The sequence below is a fragment of the Dinghuibacter silviterrae genome (assembly GCF_004366355.1).
Taxonomy (GTDB): domain Bacteria; phylum Bacteroidota; class Bacteroidia; order Chitinophagales; family Chitinophagaceae; genus Dinghuibacter; species Dinghuibacter silviterrae.
The window spans coordinates 71,030-88,096 of sequence record NZ_SODV01000002.1; the positions used below are offsets into that span (position 1 = coordinate 71,030).

Here is a 17,067-nt window from a genome sequence, read left to right on the forward strand (position 1 = left end):
GCGGTGCTCTGTCGGATTTTGCGTTATTTTGCACTATGCAGTCCTATCTCGACCTACTAGCGACCATTCTTGACAAGGGGACGGTCAAAACCGACCGGACGGGCACGGGCACGATCAGTTGCTTCGGACCCCAGCTGCGGTTTGACCTGAGTGCCGGTTTTCCGCTGGTGACGACCAAAAAGCTCCACCTGAAGAGTATCATCTACGAATTGCTTTGGTTTCTCCGGGGCGATACCAATATCGCGTATCTGAAACAGCATGGTGTGTCGATATGGGACGAATGGGCCGATGCGGACGGTGACCTCGGACCGGTATACGGCAAACAATGGCGGAGCTGGGAAGGCGCCGACGGCAAGACGATCGACCAGATCACGGACGTGGTCCGTCAGATCAAAACCTCACCGGACAGCCGCCGTATGATCGTGAGTGCATGGAATGTGGCCGACGTACCCAAAATGGCGCTGGCGCCTTGTCATTGTCTTTTCCAGTTTTACGTGGCCGGTGGCCGGTTGTCGTGCCAGCTGTACCAAAGAAGCGCCGACGTTTTTCTCGGTGTACCCTTTAACATCGCCAGCTATGCGTTGCTCACCCTGATGATGGCCCAGGTTTGCGGCCTGGAGCCCGGTGAGTTTGTCCATACCTTTGGGGATGTGCATTTGTATTCGAACCATGTCGAACAAGCCAAATTACAATTGACCCGTTCGCCATTCCCTTTGCCAAGGATGGTACTCAACCCAGCGATCAAAGACATCTTCGGCTTTACGTTTGAAGACTTTACACTGGAGAACTACCAAAGCCACCCGGCCATCAAAGCCCCCGTCGCCGTATGATCATCAGCGCCATCGTCGCCGCCGCCGAAAACAGCGCCATCGGGCTAAAGAACGACCTGCCGTGGCGGTTACCCAACGACATGAAGTTTTACAAGTACACGACCTGGGGGATGCCCGTGATCATGGGCCGTGGTTCCTGGGATTCTTTGGGGCACAAACGGCTGCCGGGACGTTTCAACATCGTGTTGAGCACCCAGCCTACCCTGGAGATCAAGGATCCGGAGGTATGGAGGGCGTCCAACCTGGAAGAGGCGCTTGCGCTGGCGGCGGGGATGGACTGCAAAGAAATATTTATCATCGGCGGTGCCAAGATATACGCCGCCTTTATGGATAGGACCGACCGAATTTACCTGACCCGGGTACACGGCAGGCCCGAGGCCGATACTTTTTTCCCGGAGCCGGACTGGACTTCATGGGATCTCCGGCAGGCCCGGCGTTTCGAGGCAGATGCCCGGCACGCGTATGCGTATACTTTTGAAACCTGGGAAAGAAAACGTTGATGGCCTATTCTCCCTTACAGCTCGCTCCAAAATATGGGCGGTATCTTATGACGGCCGCCAATGGAAAGGGGCATGGTATCCATTCGCCCTTCGTGTTTGACATGGTGACGCGTGTCTTTGGCGACAAAAAGGTATACCCAGCGTATGGGGCGATCGAGTCCTTGCGACGGCATCTTTCCGCCGATCGGGATACAACGATCGTCATCGACGACCTCGGTGCGGGGACCGGCGGCGCCGCCACCCAACAACGGCGGCTTTCCTCCATCGCCCGTACGGCGCTGAAGCCGCCGAAGTTCGGACAACTCTTTTTCCGGCTCGCGCAATACTACAAACCTTCGACGATCCTGGAATTGGGGACTTCGCTCGGGATCACGACGGCCTACCTGGCCTCGGGTAATCCCTCCGCCTCGGTCGTCACCTGCGAGGGCGCGCCGGCTATTGCTTCTGTGGCCCGTCGTACGTTTGACACGCTGGGGCTTTCGCGGATACGGCTCGTGGAAGGCAATTTCGATGACACGCTTGGCTCCGTGCTTTCGGCGCTGTCATCGCTCGACTTCGCGTACATTGACGGCAACCATCGGCTGGAACCAACGCTCCGGTATTACCGGCAGATGCAACCCCGGCTGCACAATGAGAGCATCCTCGTCTTCGACGACATCCACTGGAGCCTGGAGATGGAAGAGGCCTGGGCGGCCGTCAAAGCCGATCCGATGGTCACGTGTACGGTGGATTTGTTCTTTATCGGGCTCGTGTTTTTTCGGCGCGAGTTTCATACGCCGCAGCATTTTACGATAAGATTCTAAAGCACCTCACGCAAGCTCTCCTCCGCGGCCGCGATGGTCGCGTCGAGATCCGCCATCGTCAGCGCATCATTAAGGAACCAGCTTTCATACGCGGAAGGCGGCAGGTAGACACCGCGGCGCAGCAGCGCGTGGAAGAACCGTTTGAAACGCTCGATGTCGGACGCGGCCGCGCTGGCGAAGTCGGTGACGGGTGCTTCGCTGAAGTGGACGCTGATCATCGAGCCCAGTTGGTTGATCCGGTAGGGGAGACCGCTGGCGGCGAGGACACGATCCAGACCGGAACGGAGGTAAAGGGTCTTTTCTTCGAGACGGGTATAGATGTCCGGTTGGTCGCGCAAGAGGCGGAGCATGGTAAAGCCTGCGATCATGGCGATGGGGTTTCCGCTGAGGGTCCCCGCCTGGTAGACGTTGCCGAGGGGGGCGATGTGTTCCATGATGGCCCTTTTCCCACCAAAGGCGCCGACGGGCATGCCCGCGCCGATCACTTTGCCATAAGTGACAAGGTCGGCGTTGACACCCAGGCGTTGTTGGGCGCCGCCGGGGGCGAGACGGAAACCCGTCATCACCTCGTCCATGATAAAGATGATCCCTTCTTCGTCGCACAATTGCCGGAGCCCTTCGAGGAAGCCGGGGAGGGGAAGGATGCAACCCATGTTTCCGGCGACGGGTTCGATGATGATACAGGCGATCTGGCCTTTATGTTCACGAGCCAGGGTTTTTACGGCCTCCAGGTCGTTATAGGGCGCGGTAAGGGTATCAGCCGATACGCCGGCGGTGACACCGGGGACGGTTTGGATATTAAAAGTGGCGACGCCGCTGCCGGCCTTGACAAGAAAGGCGTCGGCGTGTCCGTGGTAACATCCTTCAAATTTGATGATTTTGTTACGGCCCGTGTATCCCCTGGCCAGACGGACAGCGCTCATGCAGGCTTCGGTGCCGCTGCTGACCATCCGGATGAGGTCCACGTTGGGGGTCATGCTCCGGATGAGCTCGGCCATGTCGATTTCCAGTTCGGTCGGCGCGCCATAAGATGTGGAATGAAGGGCCTGTTCCCGGATCGCTTCCACGATGGGCCCGTAGGCGTGCCCCAGGATCATGGGACCCCAGGAGGCGATATAGTCGATATACCGGTTGCCGTCGGCGTCGTAGAGGTAGGCGCCCCGGGCGTTTTTTATAAACAGGGGTGTACCGCCGACGCTTTTAAAGGCGCGTACAGGGGAGTTTACACCCCCGGGGATAGACGCTTTCGCGCGATCGAACAATTGTTGGCTGGCTTCGTACATGGTCTATGCGTTGAGCAATTTTACGGCGTCCTTGGCAAAATAGGTGGCGATCAGGTCGGCCCCGGCGCGTTTGATGGAACAAAGGCTTTCCAGGATCGCCTTGTCCTCGTTGAGCCATCCCATACGGGCGGCGGCCTTGATCATGGAATATTCCCCGCTGACGTGGTACGCACTGACGGGGACGGTCACTGCGTCTCTTACTTCCCGGATGATGTCCAGGTAGGCCATCGCGGGTTTGACCATGACGATGTCGGCGCCTTCTTCCACGTCCATCAGGGTTTCTTTGATGGCCTCGCGCCGGTTGGCGTAGTCCATCTGGTAGGTCTTTTTGTCCCCAAAACCGGGGGCGCTGTCCAGGGCGTCCCGGAAGGGTCCATAGAAACAGGAAGCATATTTGGCGCTGTAGGCCAGGATACCGGTTTTTGTAAACCCGTTTTCCTCCAGGGTTTTCCGGATCGCCCCGATGCGTCCGTCCATCATGTCGCTGGGGGCCACGATGTCTGCACCGGCCTGGGCGTGGCTGAGGGACATGTTGGCGAGGACTTCGACCGTAGGATCGTTGACGATCTCGCCGTTCTCCACGATCCCGTCGTGTCCGTAGGTGGAATAAGGGTCCAGGGCCACATCCGTCATCACGATCATCCCGGGGACGGCGGCCTTGATGGCGCGGATGCTGCGTTGCATAAGACCGTTGGGGTTGAGGGCCTCGGTGCCAAGGTTGTCTTTCCGGTCGTCGGTGCACTTGATGAACAGCAGGACACTTTTGATGCCGATGCTCCATAGTGCTTCGACTTCCCGGACGGTTTTGTCCAGGGAGCGCCGGTAGTAGTTGGGCATGGAAGGGATTTCGACTTCCTGCCCTTCACCCTCATCGATAAAAAGAGGAACGATAAAGTCGTTGGGGGTAAGGGTGGTTTCTGCGACGAGGGCCCGCAGGGAAGGCGTGGTCCTCAGTATCCGGTTCCTTTTAATCTGAAACATATATAGAAAGATTTATGGTATCCATTGTCTTGGCTTCAGGTATTCGAGGAGCAGGGCCTCGGGGCTCCCGGTTTCCGGCTGGTAGTCATACGCCCAGCGCGCCCTGGGGGGCAGGCTCATCAGGATGGACTCGATCCGCCCGTTGGTCTTTAGTCCGAAGAGGGTGCCCCGGTCGTGGACAAGGTTGAACTCGACGTAGCGGCCCCTGCGGTATTCCTGCCACCATTGCTCGCGCTCTCCGTAGGGGAGGTTTTTGCGCTTCTCTACGATGGGGAGGTAGGCGGGGAGGAAGGCGTGGCCGTTCGCGAGTTGGAAGGAGAGGAGGTGCGCGAGGTCGCCTCGAAGGTAGTCATAAAATACGCCTCCGATGCCGCGCGCTTCGTCGCCGCGATGGCGATTGATAAAGTACTCATCGCAATGTTTTTTGAACATTGGATAGTACTCCTTATCAAATGGATCCATCGCCTCTTTAAGCGTCCGATGGAAGTGTTCCCCATCCTCGGGGAAAATATAGTAAGGCGTGAGGTCGCTTCCGCCTCCAAACCAAGCGTCGGCGGTACGGCCTTCGGCATCGTACAGCTCGAAGAAGCGCCAATTGGCGTGGACGGTCGGGACGTAGGGGTTGACGGGGTGGAGGACCAGGGAAAGACCGGCGGCCATAAAACGGTTGTGGGCCGCCTTGAGGTGTTCTTTCATGGCCGGGGGAAGTTCGCCGGATACGACGGACGTATTGACACCTCCTTTTTCGAACACGGCGCCGTCGGCGATGACCCGGGTGATGCCACCACCCCCGCCGGGGCGTTCCCAGCGGTCCTCCCGGAAAACGGCGCGCCCGTCGGTTTGTTCGAGGGCGGTGCAGATCTGGTCCTGGAGGGCGTGGATGTGGGTGATGAAACGGTCTTTTATGCTGTCCATGTCTTCACGGTTTCTACAAAGGCTTTGGCATGATCGACGGGAACGTTGGGGAGGATGCCGTGGCCCAGGTTAGCGATATGGGCATGGCCGCCAAAGGCGGTGAGCATGGCCCTGACTTCTTTCTGGATGACGGGTATGGGGTTCAGGAGGTGGGCCGGGTCATAGTTCCCCTGGAGAACGACCTTGTCACCGGCGAGTTGACGGGCCATGGCGGGGGGAATACACCAGTCGATCCCCAGGCCGTGGGCCCCGGTGGCGGCCATGGCGTCCAGGGAATGCCAGGCGCCCTTGGCAAAAATGATGACGGGGCAGGTGTCCTTGATCGCGGACACGATCCGCCGGATATAGGGAAGGGACCAGGTATGGAAATCTTCCGGGCTGAGCAGGCCTCCCCAGGAGTCGAAGATCTGGACCAGGTCCGCCCCGGCGGCCGCCTGTGCGCGGAGGTAGGCGATCGTCGTGTCGGTAATCATGTCGAGCAACGTATGGGCGAGCTCCGGCTGGGTATAACAAAAGATCTTTGCTTCGTCAAAGGTCTTCGATCCTTTGCCTTGGACCATGTAGCACAAGAGCGTCCAGGGGGCGCCCGCAAAACCAATCAGGGGAACCCTGCCCGCGAGTTCGCTTTTGATCATCCGCAGGGCGTCCATGACGTAGCCTAGTTCTTCCGTGGGCTCGGGAACGTGGAGCCGCCGGAGGTCTGTAGCATTTTGTATGGGATCGGGAAGAAGGGGGCCCTTGTGTTCTATCAGTTGGACTTCCAGCCCCATCGCCTGGGGGACGACGAGGATGTCGGAGAAAAGAATGGCGGCGTCGACACCCACCTGGTCGACCGGCTGTAACGTAATCGCGGTGGCCAGTTCAGGGGTTTGCACGCGTTCGAAAAAGGAATACTTGTCTTTCAACTTCATGTAATCGGGAAGGTATCTTCCCGCCTGGCGCATCATCCAGACAGGAGGGCGTTCCACGGATTCCCCGCGCAGGGTACGCAGGATCAGGTCATTGTTCGGTGTGCTCATTCGTAACATTGCTGGTGATCAAAATAAGACCGGACACAGGTCAGGAGGGCTTCCTGGGTAGGCGCCTCACTGACGACGATGCGTGTGTCCGTATGGTTCTTTATGCTGATGGCCGTCGTCTCGCCGATGGCGAAACAGGCGACGCCGGTGTGCAGACGGTTGGCTTGAAAAAAACTGTCGACGCCGCTGGGACTAAAAAAAAGAACAGCGTCGTAAGGGGTATCGATCGTTATGGAGACGCCGGTAGTTTCATAGACGGGGACCTCGGTCACGTCGATACCGGCTTTCTGGAGGATTTGTGGCAGCTCCGGCCGGTGTGCGCGGGCGCAAAAGAAAACGGCCTTTGTAAACCGCCCGTCGGCGACCAGGGCGTGGGCAAGGGCAGCCGAATTGGCGGCAGTGCATACCAGCTTTGCCGAAGGCAGGCGTTTCACGACAGTGTCCAGGGTTTTGCCAGAGAGACAGGCGACGGCCGGGGCCGCGCCGCCGGGCGGCATCACGGCAGCAGGGTCGCCGAGCCGCACCACGCCGGCGGCGCTGGTGAAGATGGCGACGGTGCGGGTGTCCATAGGCGGCGGGTCCCAGGGGAGCGGCCGGGTCGTGATAAATTCTTCTTCCCTCAGGGACCACCCGCGGGAGCGGGCGAACGAGCGCGCGCGGTCGTCGAGGATCTTTGTGCTCAATATGGAGTGCGTCGCCCCCATCAGGTGGTGACTTTTTGAATGAGGGTGGTGGCGCCCCGGGCGAGTAGCTCGCCGGCGGCGGCGCGGGCAAGATCCGCGGTGGCGGCCCGTCGGCTTTCGCCGAGGGAGGCCTGGGCGAGGCTTTCGCCCGTTGGGGCCTGGGCGGAAAGTTCCGCCGGGAGGGGCACCTTTTTTTCCACAGACAAACAAGTCTTCCCATCCAGGCTGCAGGCATTGCCGCGAAAACGGAGATGGTCACCGGCGATTTCGGCGAGGGCGCCGATGGGGGTGGAACACCCGCCCATCAAGGCGGATAAAAACGTCCTTTCCATATCGACGCACAGTGCGGTCGGCTCGTGGTGAAGAGGGGCGCAGACGGAGCGTATGCGGGTGTCGTCTTCACGGCAGGCGACCAGGATGGCGCCCTGGGCAGGGGCGGGGAGCATCCAGTCCAGCGGAATGCTGTTGGCCGGTCTCAGGCCGATGCGTTCGAGACCGGCGGCGGCGAAGAGGGCGCCCTGCCAGTCGCTGGAGGCTACTTTGGCGAGACGGGTATTGACGTTTCCCCTCAGGTTGTCGATCCTGTGGTGCGGGTAACGGTGCAGCCATTGGGCACGGCGGCGGAGGCTGCTCGTGGCGATGGTGGCGATGCTTTCGGGGTCGTCGAGAAAAGCGGCGTCGCCCTTATAGACAAAAAGGTCACCGGGGTTGGCGCGGGTCAACACGGCGGCGGCGGCCAGCCCCTGGGCGAGTTGGACGGGGACGTCCTTCATGGAGTGGACGGCCATGTCGATGCGCCCGCTGAGAAGGGCGGCGTCGAGGGTTCGTGTAAAAACGCCCTGTACGCCTATGGCGTAAAGGGGGGTGACGAGGTCGATGTCGCCCTCGCTTTTGATGTATACGAGTTCTGCGGAATGACCGCCGGCGACCAATTGGTCCCGGACAAGCGTTGCTTGCCATACCGCCAACTGGCTATCGCGGGTTCCTATGCGGATTGTTTGCTGCATGATGCGGATGGGCGGTTATTCGCCCGGGGTAATATAATCGTGTAGCGCTTCCAGGTAGCAACAACCCTTGGGGCTGTTGCGGCGTATTTTGGCGGCCAGATTGTTGATGACTTTTTGCATGCGTTCTTCGTAGGCGCCTTCGACGGTTTCGGGGACGTGGTCGGAAGGGATCTGGCGGAGGGTATGACGAACGGCGCGGATCATGCCGAGCTGCTGGCGCATGTTGTACCAGGCCTTGAATTCATCCACGAACTCACCGACGATGGCTTCCGCTTTGGGGACCTCCAGCTTGCGGCGGCTGATCGTGGCGTCGGTTTCCTTGGACAGGTGGTCGACATTGATGAGCGTCACCCCCGGCAAACGGGCGATGGCGGGTTCGGCATTGAACGGAATGGAAAGATCCAGGACCAGGTGAACGCCGGTGCCTTGGATGTCGGCGGCGACGACGGTGGGTGCCTGGGCATTGGTAGCCACGATGACGGCGTCGGCGTCTGAAAGTTCTTCGCGCAGGTTGTCCATCGACGCGTAGCGGATACCTTGCTCCAGGGCGAATTCCCGGGCCACGTCGAGGGTCCGGTTGAGGACGACGATGTTGCGGGTATCTAAGTATGCCAGGACATTCTTACACGTGCTGCGCCCGATTTTTCCCACACCCACCAGGACGATCTTGCGGGAAGGTCCGGGGGCCAGGTGGTTCTTCAGGTATTGTATGGCCGCAAACGCAACGGAAACAGTGCCGCTGCTGAGGGCCGTGTTGTTCTTGATGCTTTTGGACAGCTGGAGGGCTGTATTGATGAGCCTTTCGGTGAAGGGACCCAGGCAGTCCCGTTCTTTGGAAAATTTAGAGGCGACCTTGATCTGGCCGTTGATCTCATAGTCGCCCAGTATCTGGGAATCCAGACCCGAACTCACCTGGCAAAGGTGACGCACGGCCTGCAAACCCTGGAGACAAAAAGCGTTCTTACGGAAGGTTTCTTCGTCTCCTTTGGTAAACCTGCACAACAAGCCGATCAGGTGATCCGGGTCGGGAGCGAAACCATAGATCTCGGTCCGGTTGCAGGTGGAAAGGACGAATAATTCATGAAGACCCTGGGCGCGACCGGTGGAGATGAGCTGACCATATTGCTCCTGGTTGATGGCGAATAAACTCCTTATATCCGCATCGGTCTTTTTGTAACTGATCCCTGCGATGAAAAACTGGTCAATGGTTTTACTGGATTCGGATGAGTAATCGTCGCTCATGGCTGCAAAGCTAGTTTTGGATGACGGATCGGTAAAAAATAACCGGTCATTGAAATGTCATATTTACCTTTTATGGTAGTGGTGGACCGCATCAGCAAGTACATACGTAAAGCGCGTATGAACGTTTGTCATACCTTTGACATATATGTCTTCCACCGCTGTCATTCTGATGAACCTGGGGTCCCCGGATTCAACCGAAGTAAAAGATGTAAGAAAATATTTACACGAATTTTTAATGGACAAACGGGTGATCGACTATCCTTACCTGTTCCGGAAATTCCTGGTGGACGGCATCATCACGCGTTTCAGGGCGCCCAAATCGGCCCGGGCGTATCGTTCGATCTGGTGGCCGGAGGGCTCCCCGCTGATTGTTTTGACAAAAAAATTACAATCGGCCCTCCAGGCGGAGCTGGACCTGCCGGTGGAAATATCGATGCGGTATGGTAACCCGTCCATGAAGGCGGCGTATGACAAACTGGCGGCAGCGCACAAGGACCTGGAGGAGGTTTTGCTGATACCCCTGTACCCGCACTATGCGATGTCTTCATACGAAACGGCGGTAGAACATGCGGTGGCGGTTCACCGAAAACAAAAATATCCGTTCCGGATCCGGGTCCTCCAGCCTTATTTCCAGGAACCGGCGTATGTCGGCGCGCTGGCGGAGAGCATCCGGCCTTACCTGAAGGAAGAGGTGGATTATATTCTTTTTAGCTATCACGGCGTACCGGTACGCCACATAAAAAAAGGCGACATCACGGGGCATCATTGTCTGCAGTCGGAGGACTGCTGCTGGGTGCATTCGGACGCACACCGTTTTTGCTACCGGCACCAGGTATACGCCACGACGCGGCAGGTGGCTCAAGCCTTGGGTTTGACACCGGACCAGTACAGCGTTTCCTTTCAATCGAGGCTGGGCAGGGATGAGTGGATCAGCCCGTATACGGCGGGAGAGCTGGCGACCTTGCCCTCCAAGGGGATGAAACGGTTGCTGGTGGTCTGCCCGGCTTTTGTCAGCGACTGTCTCGAAACGCTGGAGGAAATCGCCGTCGAGGGAAAGCACACGTTCATGGAAGCGGGTGGGACTTCTTTCACCGCCATCCCGTGTTTAAACATACATCCGGACTGGGTCCGCGCACTGGCAGGTTGGGTTCGCGCGGCAGGAGAAGAGCATCCGCAGTGGAAGGCCCCGGCCGGTCAAAGAAAAGTTGCGTTATGAAGATCGTCGTTGTTGGCGGTGGCGCCGCGGGTCTGACAGCAGCATTCGAGTTGCACAAGGCGGGCCGGCAGGTGGTGGTGCTGGAATCATCCCCCCGCGTGGGTGGTGTCATTGCCAGCAAAACCATGGGAGGTTTCGACCTGGACCTGGGGCCTAATTCGCTTGTCTGCACACCCGCGCTTCAGGCGCGTATCGATGCCCTGGGGCTTGGACAGGACGTACTGGAAGCCGCTTCCGTGTCCAAAAACCGTTACCTGGTCAAAGACAGGACCCTGTACGCCTTGTCCCCCCACCCGGTTAAACTGTTGAAGTCACCTTACTTGTCCTGGGGCGCCAAGTCCCGCATCTTTACCGAGCGCTTCCGTGCAAAAGGGGGCGGGGGAGACGAAAGCGTCGGCGCTTTTTTTGCGCGGCGTTTCGGCCGCGAAATCACCGAAGCGGTCGTTGATCCGATCTTCAGCGGCATCTATGCGGGCGATATCGCACGCCTCTCCCTGGAACAGGTATTGCCTGTGGCCGGTCGTTGGGAGCAAACGTATGGCTCGGTGATCAAGGGAATGATGAAGGAAAAAGAAACGCTAAAGGGCGGACGCAAGATCATCAACTTCAAAGGGGGGCTGCAGCGGTTGACGGATGCGCTGGCCGCGCCCCTGGCCGGGAACATCCATACAGGGGTCGCGGTCAGCGACATCCGTTTTGAAGGAGACCGTTTCCTGGTGACCCATTCCGGTGGCATATTGGAGGCGGACCGCGTCATCTATACAGGACCGCCGGGTGTCCTGGCGGGCGTTCCCGTGGACTATGCATCCGTCCGGACCCTGCACGTGACCGTTCCAGAGGACGCCCTGGACCTTCCACCGGGTTTTGGGTTTCTTGTCCCCAGCCGGGAGCGATTGGCCCTGATGGGTTGCATATTCACTTCCTCGATTTTTCCTTCCAAGGCCCCCGAAGGGCAGGCGCTGCTGACCCTGATGACCGGCGGGGCACACCATGCCGGGGAGCAGGTGGAGGACCTGCAGGAACGGGCGTTGGACGACCTGAAGGCCATTCTCCGCGTACGCGGAACACTCCGCGTGCTCCATGGCCAAACGTGGCGTTCAGCCATCCCTCAAAAGAACCTCGGTCACGCGCAGGTGCTTGCGACCCTCAAGGCTTACGAGGACGCACATCCGGGATTTTATTTCGCAGGAAGCGCCGTCAGCGGCGTATCTGTAGGAGACACTATGGAATATGCGGCGAAAGTCGTACATTCCATAGTATGACGATTGGCGTCCTCAAAGAACCCCCCGGTGAAAATCGTGTGTCTGTCTTGCCGGAACAGGTAAGTACCCTTGCTGCCAAGGGCGCGGCAGTGTGGGTAGAGCAGGGCGCCGGTACCGGTGCATTTACCGGAGACGCGGTTTATGAAAAAGCCGGGGCGACTATTGCCGGCAGAGCGTCGGTTTTCAATTGCGCGCTTATTCTGGGTCTTCATTTACCCGCTCCTGCCGAGATGGAATTGCTGGCCTCCAAAGTGCTGGTGGGTTTTTACCGTCCTTTATATGAACCGGCCCGGATGTATGAACTGGCGAAGGCCGGGGCCACCGTTTTCAGTCTCGATATGATCCCCCGCACCACGCGGGCGCAAAGCATGGATATCCTCAGCTCCCAGGCGAGTGTCGCGGGATACAGGGCCGTGTTGCTGGCGGCGGCTATGCTGCCCCGGTATTTCCCCATGATGATGACGGCGGCGGGTAGTGTTCCGCCTGCCCGGGTTTTGGTCTTGGGCGCAGGGGTGGCCGGTCTCCAGGCCGTGGCCACCGCCAGGCGCCTGGGCGCCGTAGTAGAGGTGTTCGACACCCGTCCCAGCGTGAGGGAAGAGGTGATGAGCCTGGGGGCGCGATTCGTGGAAGTGGAGGGTGCGGCCGACGCCTCCGGGGCGGGCGGGTATGCCGTAGAACAAAGCGAAGCTTTTCATAAAAAACAACAGGAAAGGATCGCCGCGGCGATCGCAGGGGCGGATGTGGTCATCACGACCGCCCAGATCCCCGGCAAACCCGCGCCCATCCTGGTGACGAACGCCATGCTGGACGGGATGCGGGAGGGTTCGGTGATCATCGACCTGGCGGCCGCCACGGGAGGGAATACGGAGGTGACCAAAGACGGACGCACCGAAACATATAAGGGGGTGCGGATCGTCGGGGATTCTTCTTTGGCGTCCGGGATGCCCCTGGACGCCAGCCGTCTTTATGGAAAAAACGTCCTCCAGTTCCTGGCCCTTCTTCGGGGCAAAGACGGGGCGCTGACCCTGAATTTTGAGGACGACCTGGTGGCGGGTTGTTGTATCACCCACGGGGGAGAGGTCGTTCATGAACGGATGAAAGCACTTTTGTAATATGGAATCCTTATTAACCTGGATCGGCGACAACCAGCAGATGATCTATATCGTCTTGCTATCGATATTCCTGGGGGTGGAAGTCATCGGACGGGTTCCCAGCGTCCTCCATACCCCCCTGATGAGCGGGGCCAACGCCATCCACGGGGTGGTCATCATCGGAGCCATCATCGTCATGGGCGAGGCGGATCCGGATAATTATTCCGCGCTCCTTTTGGGATTTTTTGCCGTCCTGCTGGGGACGTTGAATGTCGTGGGCGGGTTCGTCGTGACGGATCGCATGCTGGAAATGTTCAAGCACAAAAAGAAAGGCTGATGGTCTCGCTGCTTCCCCTGTGTTATATCCTTGGTTCCGTCACCTTCATCGTAGGGTTGAAAATGATGTCTCACCCTTCCACTGCCCGGAGGGGGAACCTGGTGGCCGCCAGTGGTATGGCCGTGGCTATAGCGGGTACCCTTTTCCTGTACCGGGACGGAGGTAAGGGGTTGCACAATTTCGGCTGGATCGCTTCGGGGCTTTTGGCCGGGGGTGTTTTGGGCGTCGTGGCCGCACGGAAGGTACGGATGACGGCCATGCCCGAAATGGTCAGTTTGTTTAATGGAATGGGGGGCGCCTGCGCGGCGCTGATTTCCCTGTCGGAATTCCGGCACGAGGGCATGGCGGCGCCTTTTACCCTGGCAGGGTTGGTGATCGGAAGCGTTTCTTTTGCCGGGAGTATGGTGGCGTGGGGGAAATTAAATGGTTCTGTCAGGGACTTTGCCTTCCGGGGACAGCACTTCGTCAATATCCTTTTGTTCCTGGTGCTCTTAGGCGCCTCGATCTATATGGGCATTGCCCAGGTTCCGTTGCTGATATACGGGATTACGGCAGGGGCATTGGTGTACGGGGTTCTTTTCGTATTGCCCATCGGCGGGGCCGATATGCCGGTGGTGATCTCGCTGCTCAATTCTTTTACCGGCGTGGCGGCGGCCTGTGGCGGGTTTTTGTACCACAACCCGGTGATGCTGACGGGAGGAATTCTTGTCGGATCGGCGGGTACCATCCTGACGATCCTGATGTGCAAGGCCATGAACCGGTCCCTCCTGAATGTGTTGATCGGGTCCTTTGGAGGCTCGGGTTCCGGCTCAGGCGGTGCCGGCGGAGCCGGGACTTACCGGGAGATCAGCCTGTCCGACGCCGCGGTGGTGCTGACTTATGCCCGGGAGGTCATGGTGGTGCCCGGGTACGGGCTGGCGGTCGCCCAGGCGCAACACGCCTGTCATGAATTGGAAAGACTCCTAAGCGCCAAGGGGGTGAATGTCCAGTACGCGATCCACCCCGTGGCGGGGCGTATGCCGGGGCACATGAACGTCCTTTTGGCGGAAGCGGATGTTTCTTATGACCGTCTCCTGGAAATGGAGGCGGCCAACGATCTTTTTTCCCATACCGACGTCGTCCTGGTGCTGGGCGCCAACGACGTCGTCAACCCCGCCGCCAAAGTGGATCCGTCCTCGCCGATATATGGGATGCCGATCCTGGAAGTAGAAAAGGCAAAACTGGTCATCGTCAATAAAAGAAGCATGAAACCGGGGTACGCCGGGATCGAGAATCAATTATTTTTCCAGCCCAAAACATCCATGCTTTTCGGGGACGCCAAAGGGGTTCTTCAGCAGTTGATCGCGGAAATCAAGACAATCGGGTAAGATATGGTAGGAAAAGTGAATGTGTAATTTTTTGAGATTTTTGCGCTGATTTTTAAATTAAATGTCCCTAATTTTGACAACTTCTAAGAAACGGGTACTCATTATTAAATATTTCAATTCAAAACTATCTTCGCTATGTCTCTCAGATTCCAGGCTATCAACAACCTCACCAAGGACGCCGCAGCGCCCGCGGAGAGCAACGCACGCATCACCGACCTTTTTGGCGACAACGTATTCACCCTCAAGACCGCACGCCAATTTTTGAGTGACGAAGGGTATAAGAGCCTGGTTCATAGTATTAAAGAAGGTAAAAAGATCGATCGCGCCGTCGCCGGCCAGATCGCCAACGGTATCCGCGCCTGGGCCGAAACAAAGGGTGTTACCCACTTTACCCACTGGTTCCAACCCCTGACAGGTCTGACGGCCGAAAAACACGACTCGTTTTTTACGCTGAAGAGCGACGGCACCGCCCTGGAAGAATTTGACGGGGCCGCGCTGATCCAGCAGGAACCCGACGCGTCCTCCTTCCCCTCCGGTGGTCTCCGCGCCACTTTCGAGGCCCGTGGCTATACCGGCTGGGATCCCTCCAGCCCCGCCTTTATCATGGAAACCGGGGAAGGCAAAACGCTTTGCATCCCGACGATCTTCGTCTCCTATACCGGGGAATCCCTGGACTATAAGGCGCCCCTGCTCAAGGCCCTCGAAGCCCTGAACAAGGCAGCCGTCGACGTTTGCCACTATTTCGACCGGAACGTGTCCAAGGTGACCGCCACCCTGGGCTGGGAACAGGAATATTTCGTCATCGACGCCGGTCTGGCCAACGCCCGCCCCGACCTCGTCCTGAGCGGCCGCACCGTCTTCGGCGCCGGTCCCGCCCGCGGCCAGCAACTGGAAGACCACTACTTCGGTTCCATCCCTGAAAGGGTCTACGCCTTCATGCGTGATTTCGAAAATGAATCGTACAAGCTGGGTATCCCCCTGAAAACGCGGCACAACGAAGTGGCCCCTTCCCAGTTCGAGGTTGCCCCGATCTTCGAAGAAGTGAACATCGCCGTCGACCATAACATCCTGCTCATGGATATCATGACCCGTGTCGCCAAACGTCATGGCCTGGTTGTCCTGCTGCACGAAAAACCCTTCGCCGGTATCAACGGGAACGGGAAACACAACAACTGGAGCATGGCCACCGACACCGGTGTCAACCTCCTGGGTCCCGGCCGTACGCCGAAGAACAACCTCATGTTCCTGACCTTCTTCGTCAACACGATCAAGGCGGTTCATGACTACGCCGACCTGCTCCGCGCGTCGATCGCTTCCGCCCCCAACGACCACCGTCTGGGCGCCAACGAAGCACCTCCCGCCATCATCTCCGTTTTCGTCGGTCAATACCTGGCCAAAGTACTGGCCGATATCGAGTCCAAAGTAGGCGACAAGTTCGACGAGCAGGACGAAGCCGTCCTCAAACTGGACCTGCACCGGAGCATCCCGGAATTGCTGCTGGACAATACCGACCGCAACCGGACCTCTCCGTTCGCCTTCACGGGTAACAAATTCGAGTTCCGCGCCGTAGGGTCGAGCGCCAACTGCGCCAGCCCGATGACCGTCCTCAACGTCGTCATGGCCGAAACCCTCAAAGGCTTTAAGAAAGACGTCGACGCCCTGATCGAAAAGGGTGATAAAAAAGAAGTCGCCATCCTGCACGTCATCCGCAAGTACATCACCGAGAGCAAGTCGGTCCTGTTCGAAGGCGACGGGTATAGCGAAGAGTGGGAAAAAGAAGCCCACCGCCGCAAACTGCCCAACGTAAAGACCACCCCCCTGGCCCTCGACGCGATGGTCACCGAAAAAGCAAAGGCGCTTTACGAACACAACGGCGTCTACACCCACTCCGAGCTGGAAGCCCGTCACGAGATCGAGCTGGAAAAATACATCAAGAAGGTACAGATCGAAGCCCGTATCATCGGTGACCTGGCCCTGAACCACATCATCCCCTCCGCGGTGAAATACCAGCATGTCCTGGCCTCCAATATCAAGAGCCTCAAGGAAGCCGGCCTGTCCGAGTCCGAGTACGCCAGCCAGCTGCGCATCCTGAAGGAAATCTCCGGCCACATCACCGTGATCGACACCAAGGTCGAAGAAATGGTAGAAAAAAGGAAGATCGCCAACAATATGACCAACACCCGGACCAAGGCCATCGCCTACCAGTCCGAAGTGAAGGACCCGTATTTCGACGAGATCCGCTACCACGTTGACAAGCTGGAGCAACTGGTGGACGACCAATTCTGGACGCTGCCCAAGTATCGTGAAATGTTGTTTTTAAGATAGTTTTTATCGGGTAATTCCCATCGACATGAGAGAAACCGGAAAGGCCGCCCCAACCATCGAGGGCGGCCTTCCGTTTTTTTGCCTTTTCTCGGTTAAAAAACCAACCAGCCTTAGTCCTAGGTTCCACGGGCGTGCTGAAGTGCCGCGACGGGGTATGTCCATTTTACTCTTTTCCGCAGAGAACCGAAGCGACCGCCCATCGTTAG

Annotated in this window: 16 protein-coding genes; 9 read left to right on the forward strand and 7 right to left on the reverse strand. The window is 58.3% G+C overall.

Features of this window, described 5'->3' with window-relative positions; translation table 11 throughout:
• The first annotated feature begins 35 nt into the window (after positions 1-35).
• Genes EDB95_RS17490 through EDB95_RS17500 form a run of 3 tightly spaced genes read left to right on the forward strand, consistent with a single transcriptional unit; the run spans position 36 to position 2,133 of the window.
• Positions 36-830, forward strand: coding sequence for a thymidylate synthase (locus tag EDB95_RS17490; protein WP_133995360.1), 795 nt, complete (start codon positions 36-38; stop codon positions 828-830).
• Positions 827-1,330 (forward strand): dihydrofolate reductase, encoded by a 504-nt coding sequence (locus EDB95_RS17495; protein ID WP_133995362.1) that lies wholly within the window; start codon positions 827-829, stop codon positions 1,328-1,330. Before EDB95_RS17490 ends, EDB95_RS17495 begins: the two co-directional genes overlap by 4 nt.
• 47 nt (positions 1,331-1,377) lie before the next feature.
• The gene (locus EDB95_RS17500; RefSeq protein ID WP_246073730.1) at positions 1,378-2,133 is read left to right on the forward strand and encodes an O-methyltransferase; all 756 of its coding nucleotides are present in this window, start codon (positions 1,378-1,380) and stop codon (positions 2,131-2,133) included.
• On the opposite strand, the gene hemL is transcribed toward EDB95_RS17500, so the two are convergent.
• From hemL to hemA, 7 genes are read right to left on the reverse strand one after another with little or no spacing between them, the layout of a single operon-like run.
• On the reverse strand, positions 2,130-3,416 hold the full coding sequence (hemL, locus tag EDB95_RS17505) for a glutamate-1-semialdehyde 2,1-aminomutase (protein ID WP_133995365.1): 1,287 nt from the start codon (positions 3,414-3,416) through the stop codon (positions 2,130-2,132). The genes EDB95_RS17500 and hemL overlap by 4 nt on opposite strands.
• Before the next feature lie 3 nt (positions 3,417-3,419).
• Entirely contained in the window at positions 3,420-4,397 is a 978-nt protein-coding gene (gene hemB, locus EDB95_RS17510; RefSeq protein ID WP_133995367.1) for a porphobilinogen synthase, read from the reverse strand.
• Positions 4,398-4,409: 12 nt separating this feature from the next.
• A complete protein-coding gene (gene hemF, locus EDB95_RS17515; protein WP_211352155.1) occupies positions 4,410-5,312 on the reverse strand; it encodes an oxygen-dependent coproporphyrinogen oxidase in 903 nt (300 codons plus the stop codon).
• Positions 5,300-6,331: a uroporphyrinogen decarboxylase gene (hemE, locus tag EDB95_RS17520; protein ID WP_133995369.1), complete on the reverse strand. Its 1,032-nt coding sequence runs from the start codon at positions 6,329-6,331 to the stop codon at positions 5,300-5,302. Before hemE ends, hemF begins: the two co-directional genes overlap by 13 nt.
• Positions 6,328-7,035 (reverse strand): uroporphyrinogen-III synthase, encoded by a 708-nt coding sequence (locus EDB95_RS17525; RefSeq protein WP_133995371.1) that lies wholly within the window; start codon positions 7,033-7,035, stop codon positions 6,328-6,330. Before EDB95_RS17525 ends, hemE begins: the two co-directional genes overlap by 4 nt.
• The gene (gene hemC / locus EDB95_RS17530) at positions 7,035-8,021 is read right to left on the reverse strand and encodes a hydroxymethylbilane synthase (RefSeq protein WP_133995373.1); all 987 of its coding nucleotides are present in this window, start codon (positions 8,019-8,021) and stop codon (positions 7,035-7,037) included. The genes EDB95_RS17525 and hemC overlap by 1 nt, the downstream gene beginning before the upstream one ends.
• A gap of 15 nt (positions 8,022-8,036) precedes the next feature.
• Entirely contained in the window at positions 8,037-9,263 is a 1,227-nt protein-coding gene (gene hemA / locus EDB95_RS17535; protein ID WP_133995375.1) for a glutamyl-tRNA reductase, read from the reverse strand.
• A 145-nt stretch (positions 9,264-9,408) separates the two neighbouring features.
• On the opposite strand from hemA, the gene hemH reads away from it, so the two are divergent.
• The 6 genes from hemH to EDB95_RS17565 all read left to right on the forward strand — a co-directional run bounded on the left by hemH (position 9,409) and on the right by EDB95_RS17565 (position 16,861).
• Complete coding sequence (hemH, locus tag EDB95_RS17540; protein WP_133995377.1) at positions 9,409-10,479, forward strand: ferrochelatase; 1,071 nt, start codon at positions 9,409-9,411, stop codon at positions 10,477-10,479.
• Positions 10,476-11,741, forward strand: coding sequence for a protoporphyrinogen oxidase (gene hemG / locus EDB95_RS17545; RefSeq protein WP_133995379.1), 1,266 nt, complete (start codon positions 10,476-10,478; stop codon positions 11,739-11,741). Before hemH ends, hemG begins: the two co-directional genes overlap by 4 nt.
• Positions 11,738-12,853 carry an NAD(P) transhydrogenase subunit alpha gene (locus EDB95_RS17550; protein ID WP_133995381.1) on the forward strand — a complete coding sequence of 372 codons (1,116 nt, stop codon included), beginning with the start codon at positions 11,738-11,740 and terminating at the stop codon, positions 12,851-12,853. Before hemG ends, EDB95_RS17550 begins: the two co-directional genes overlap by 4 nt.
• A gap of 1 nt (position 12,854) precedes the next feature.
• Positions 12,855-13,169, forward strand: coding sequence for an NAD(P) transhydrogenase subunit alpha (locus EDB95_RS17555; protein WP_133995383.1), 315 nt, complete (start codon positions 12,855-12,857; stop codon positions 13,167-13,169).
• Positions 13,169-14,536: an NAD(P)(+) transhydrogenase (Re/Si-specific) subunit beta gene (locus tag EDB95_RS17560; RefSeq protein WP_211352156.1), complete on the forward strand. Its 1,368-nt coding sequence runs from the start codon at positions 13,169-13,171 to the stop codon at positions 14,534-14,536. Before EDB95_RS17555 ends, EDB95_RS17560 begins: the two co-directional genes overlap by 1 nt.
• A gap of 135 nt (positions 14,537-14,671) precedes the next feature.
• Positions 14,672-16,861 (forward strand): glutamine synthetase III family protein, encoded by a 2,190-nt coding sequence (locus tag EDB95_RS17565; protein ID WP_133995387.1) that lies wholly within the window; start codon positions 14,672-14,674, stop codon positions 16,859-16,861.
• Positions 16,862-17,067 lie beyond the last annotated feature (206 nt).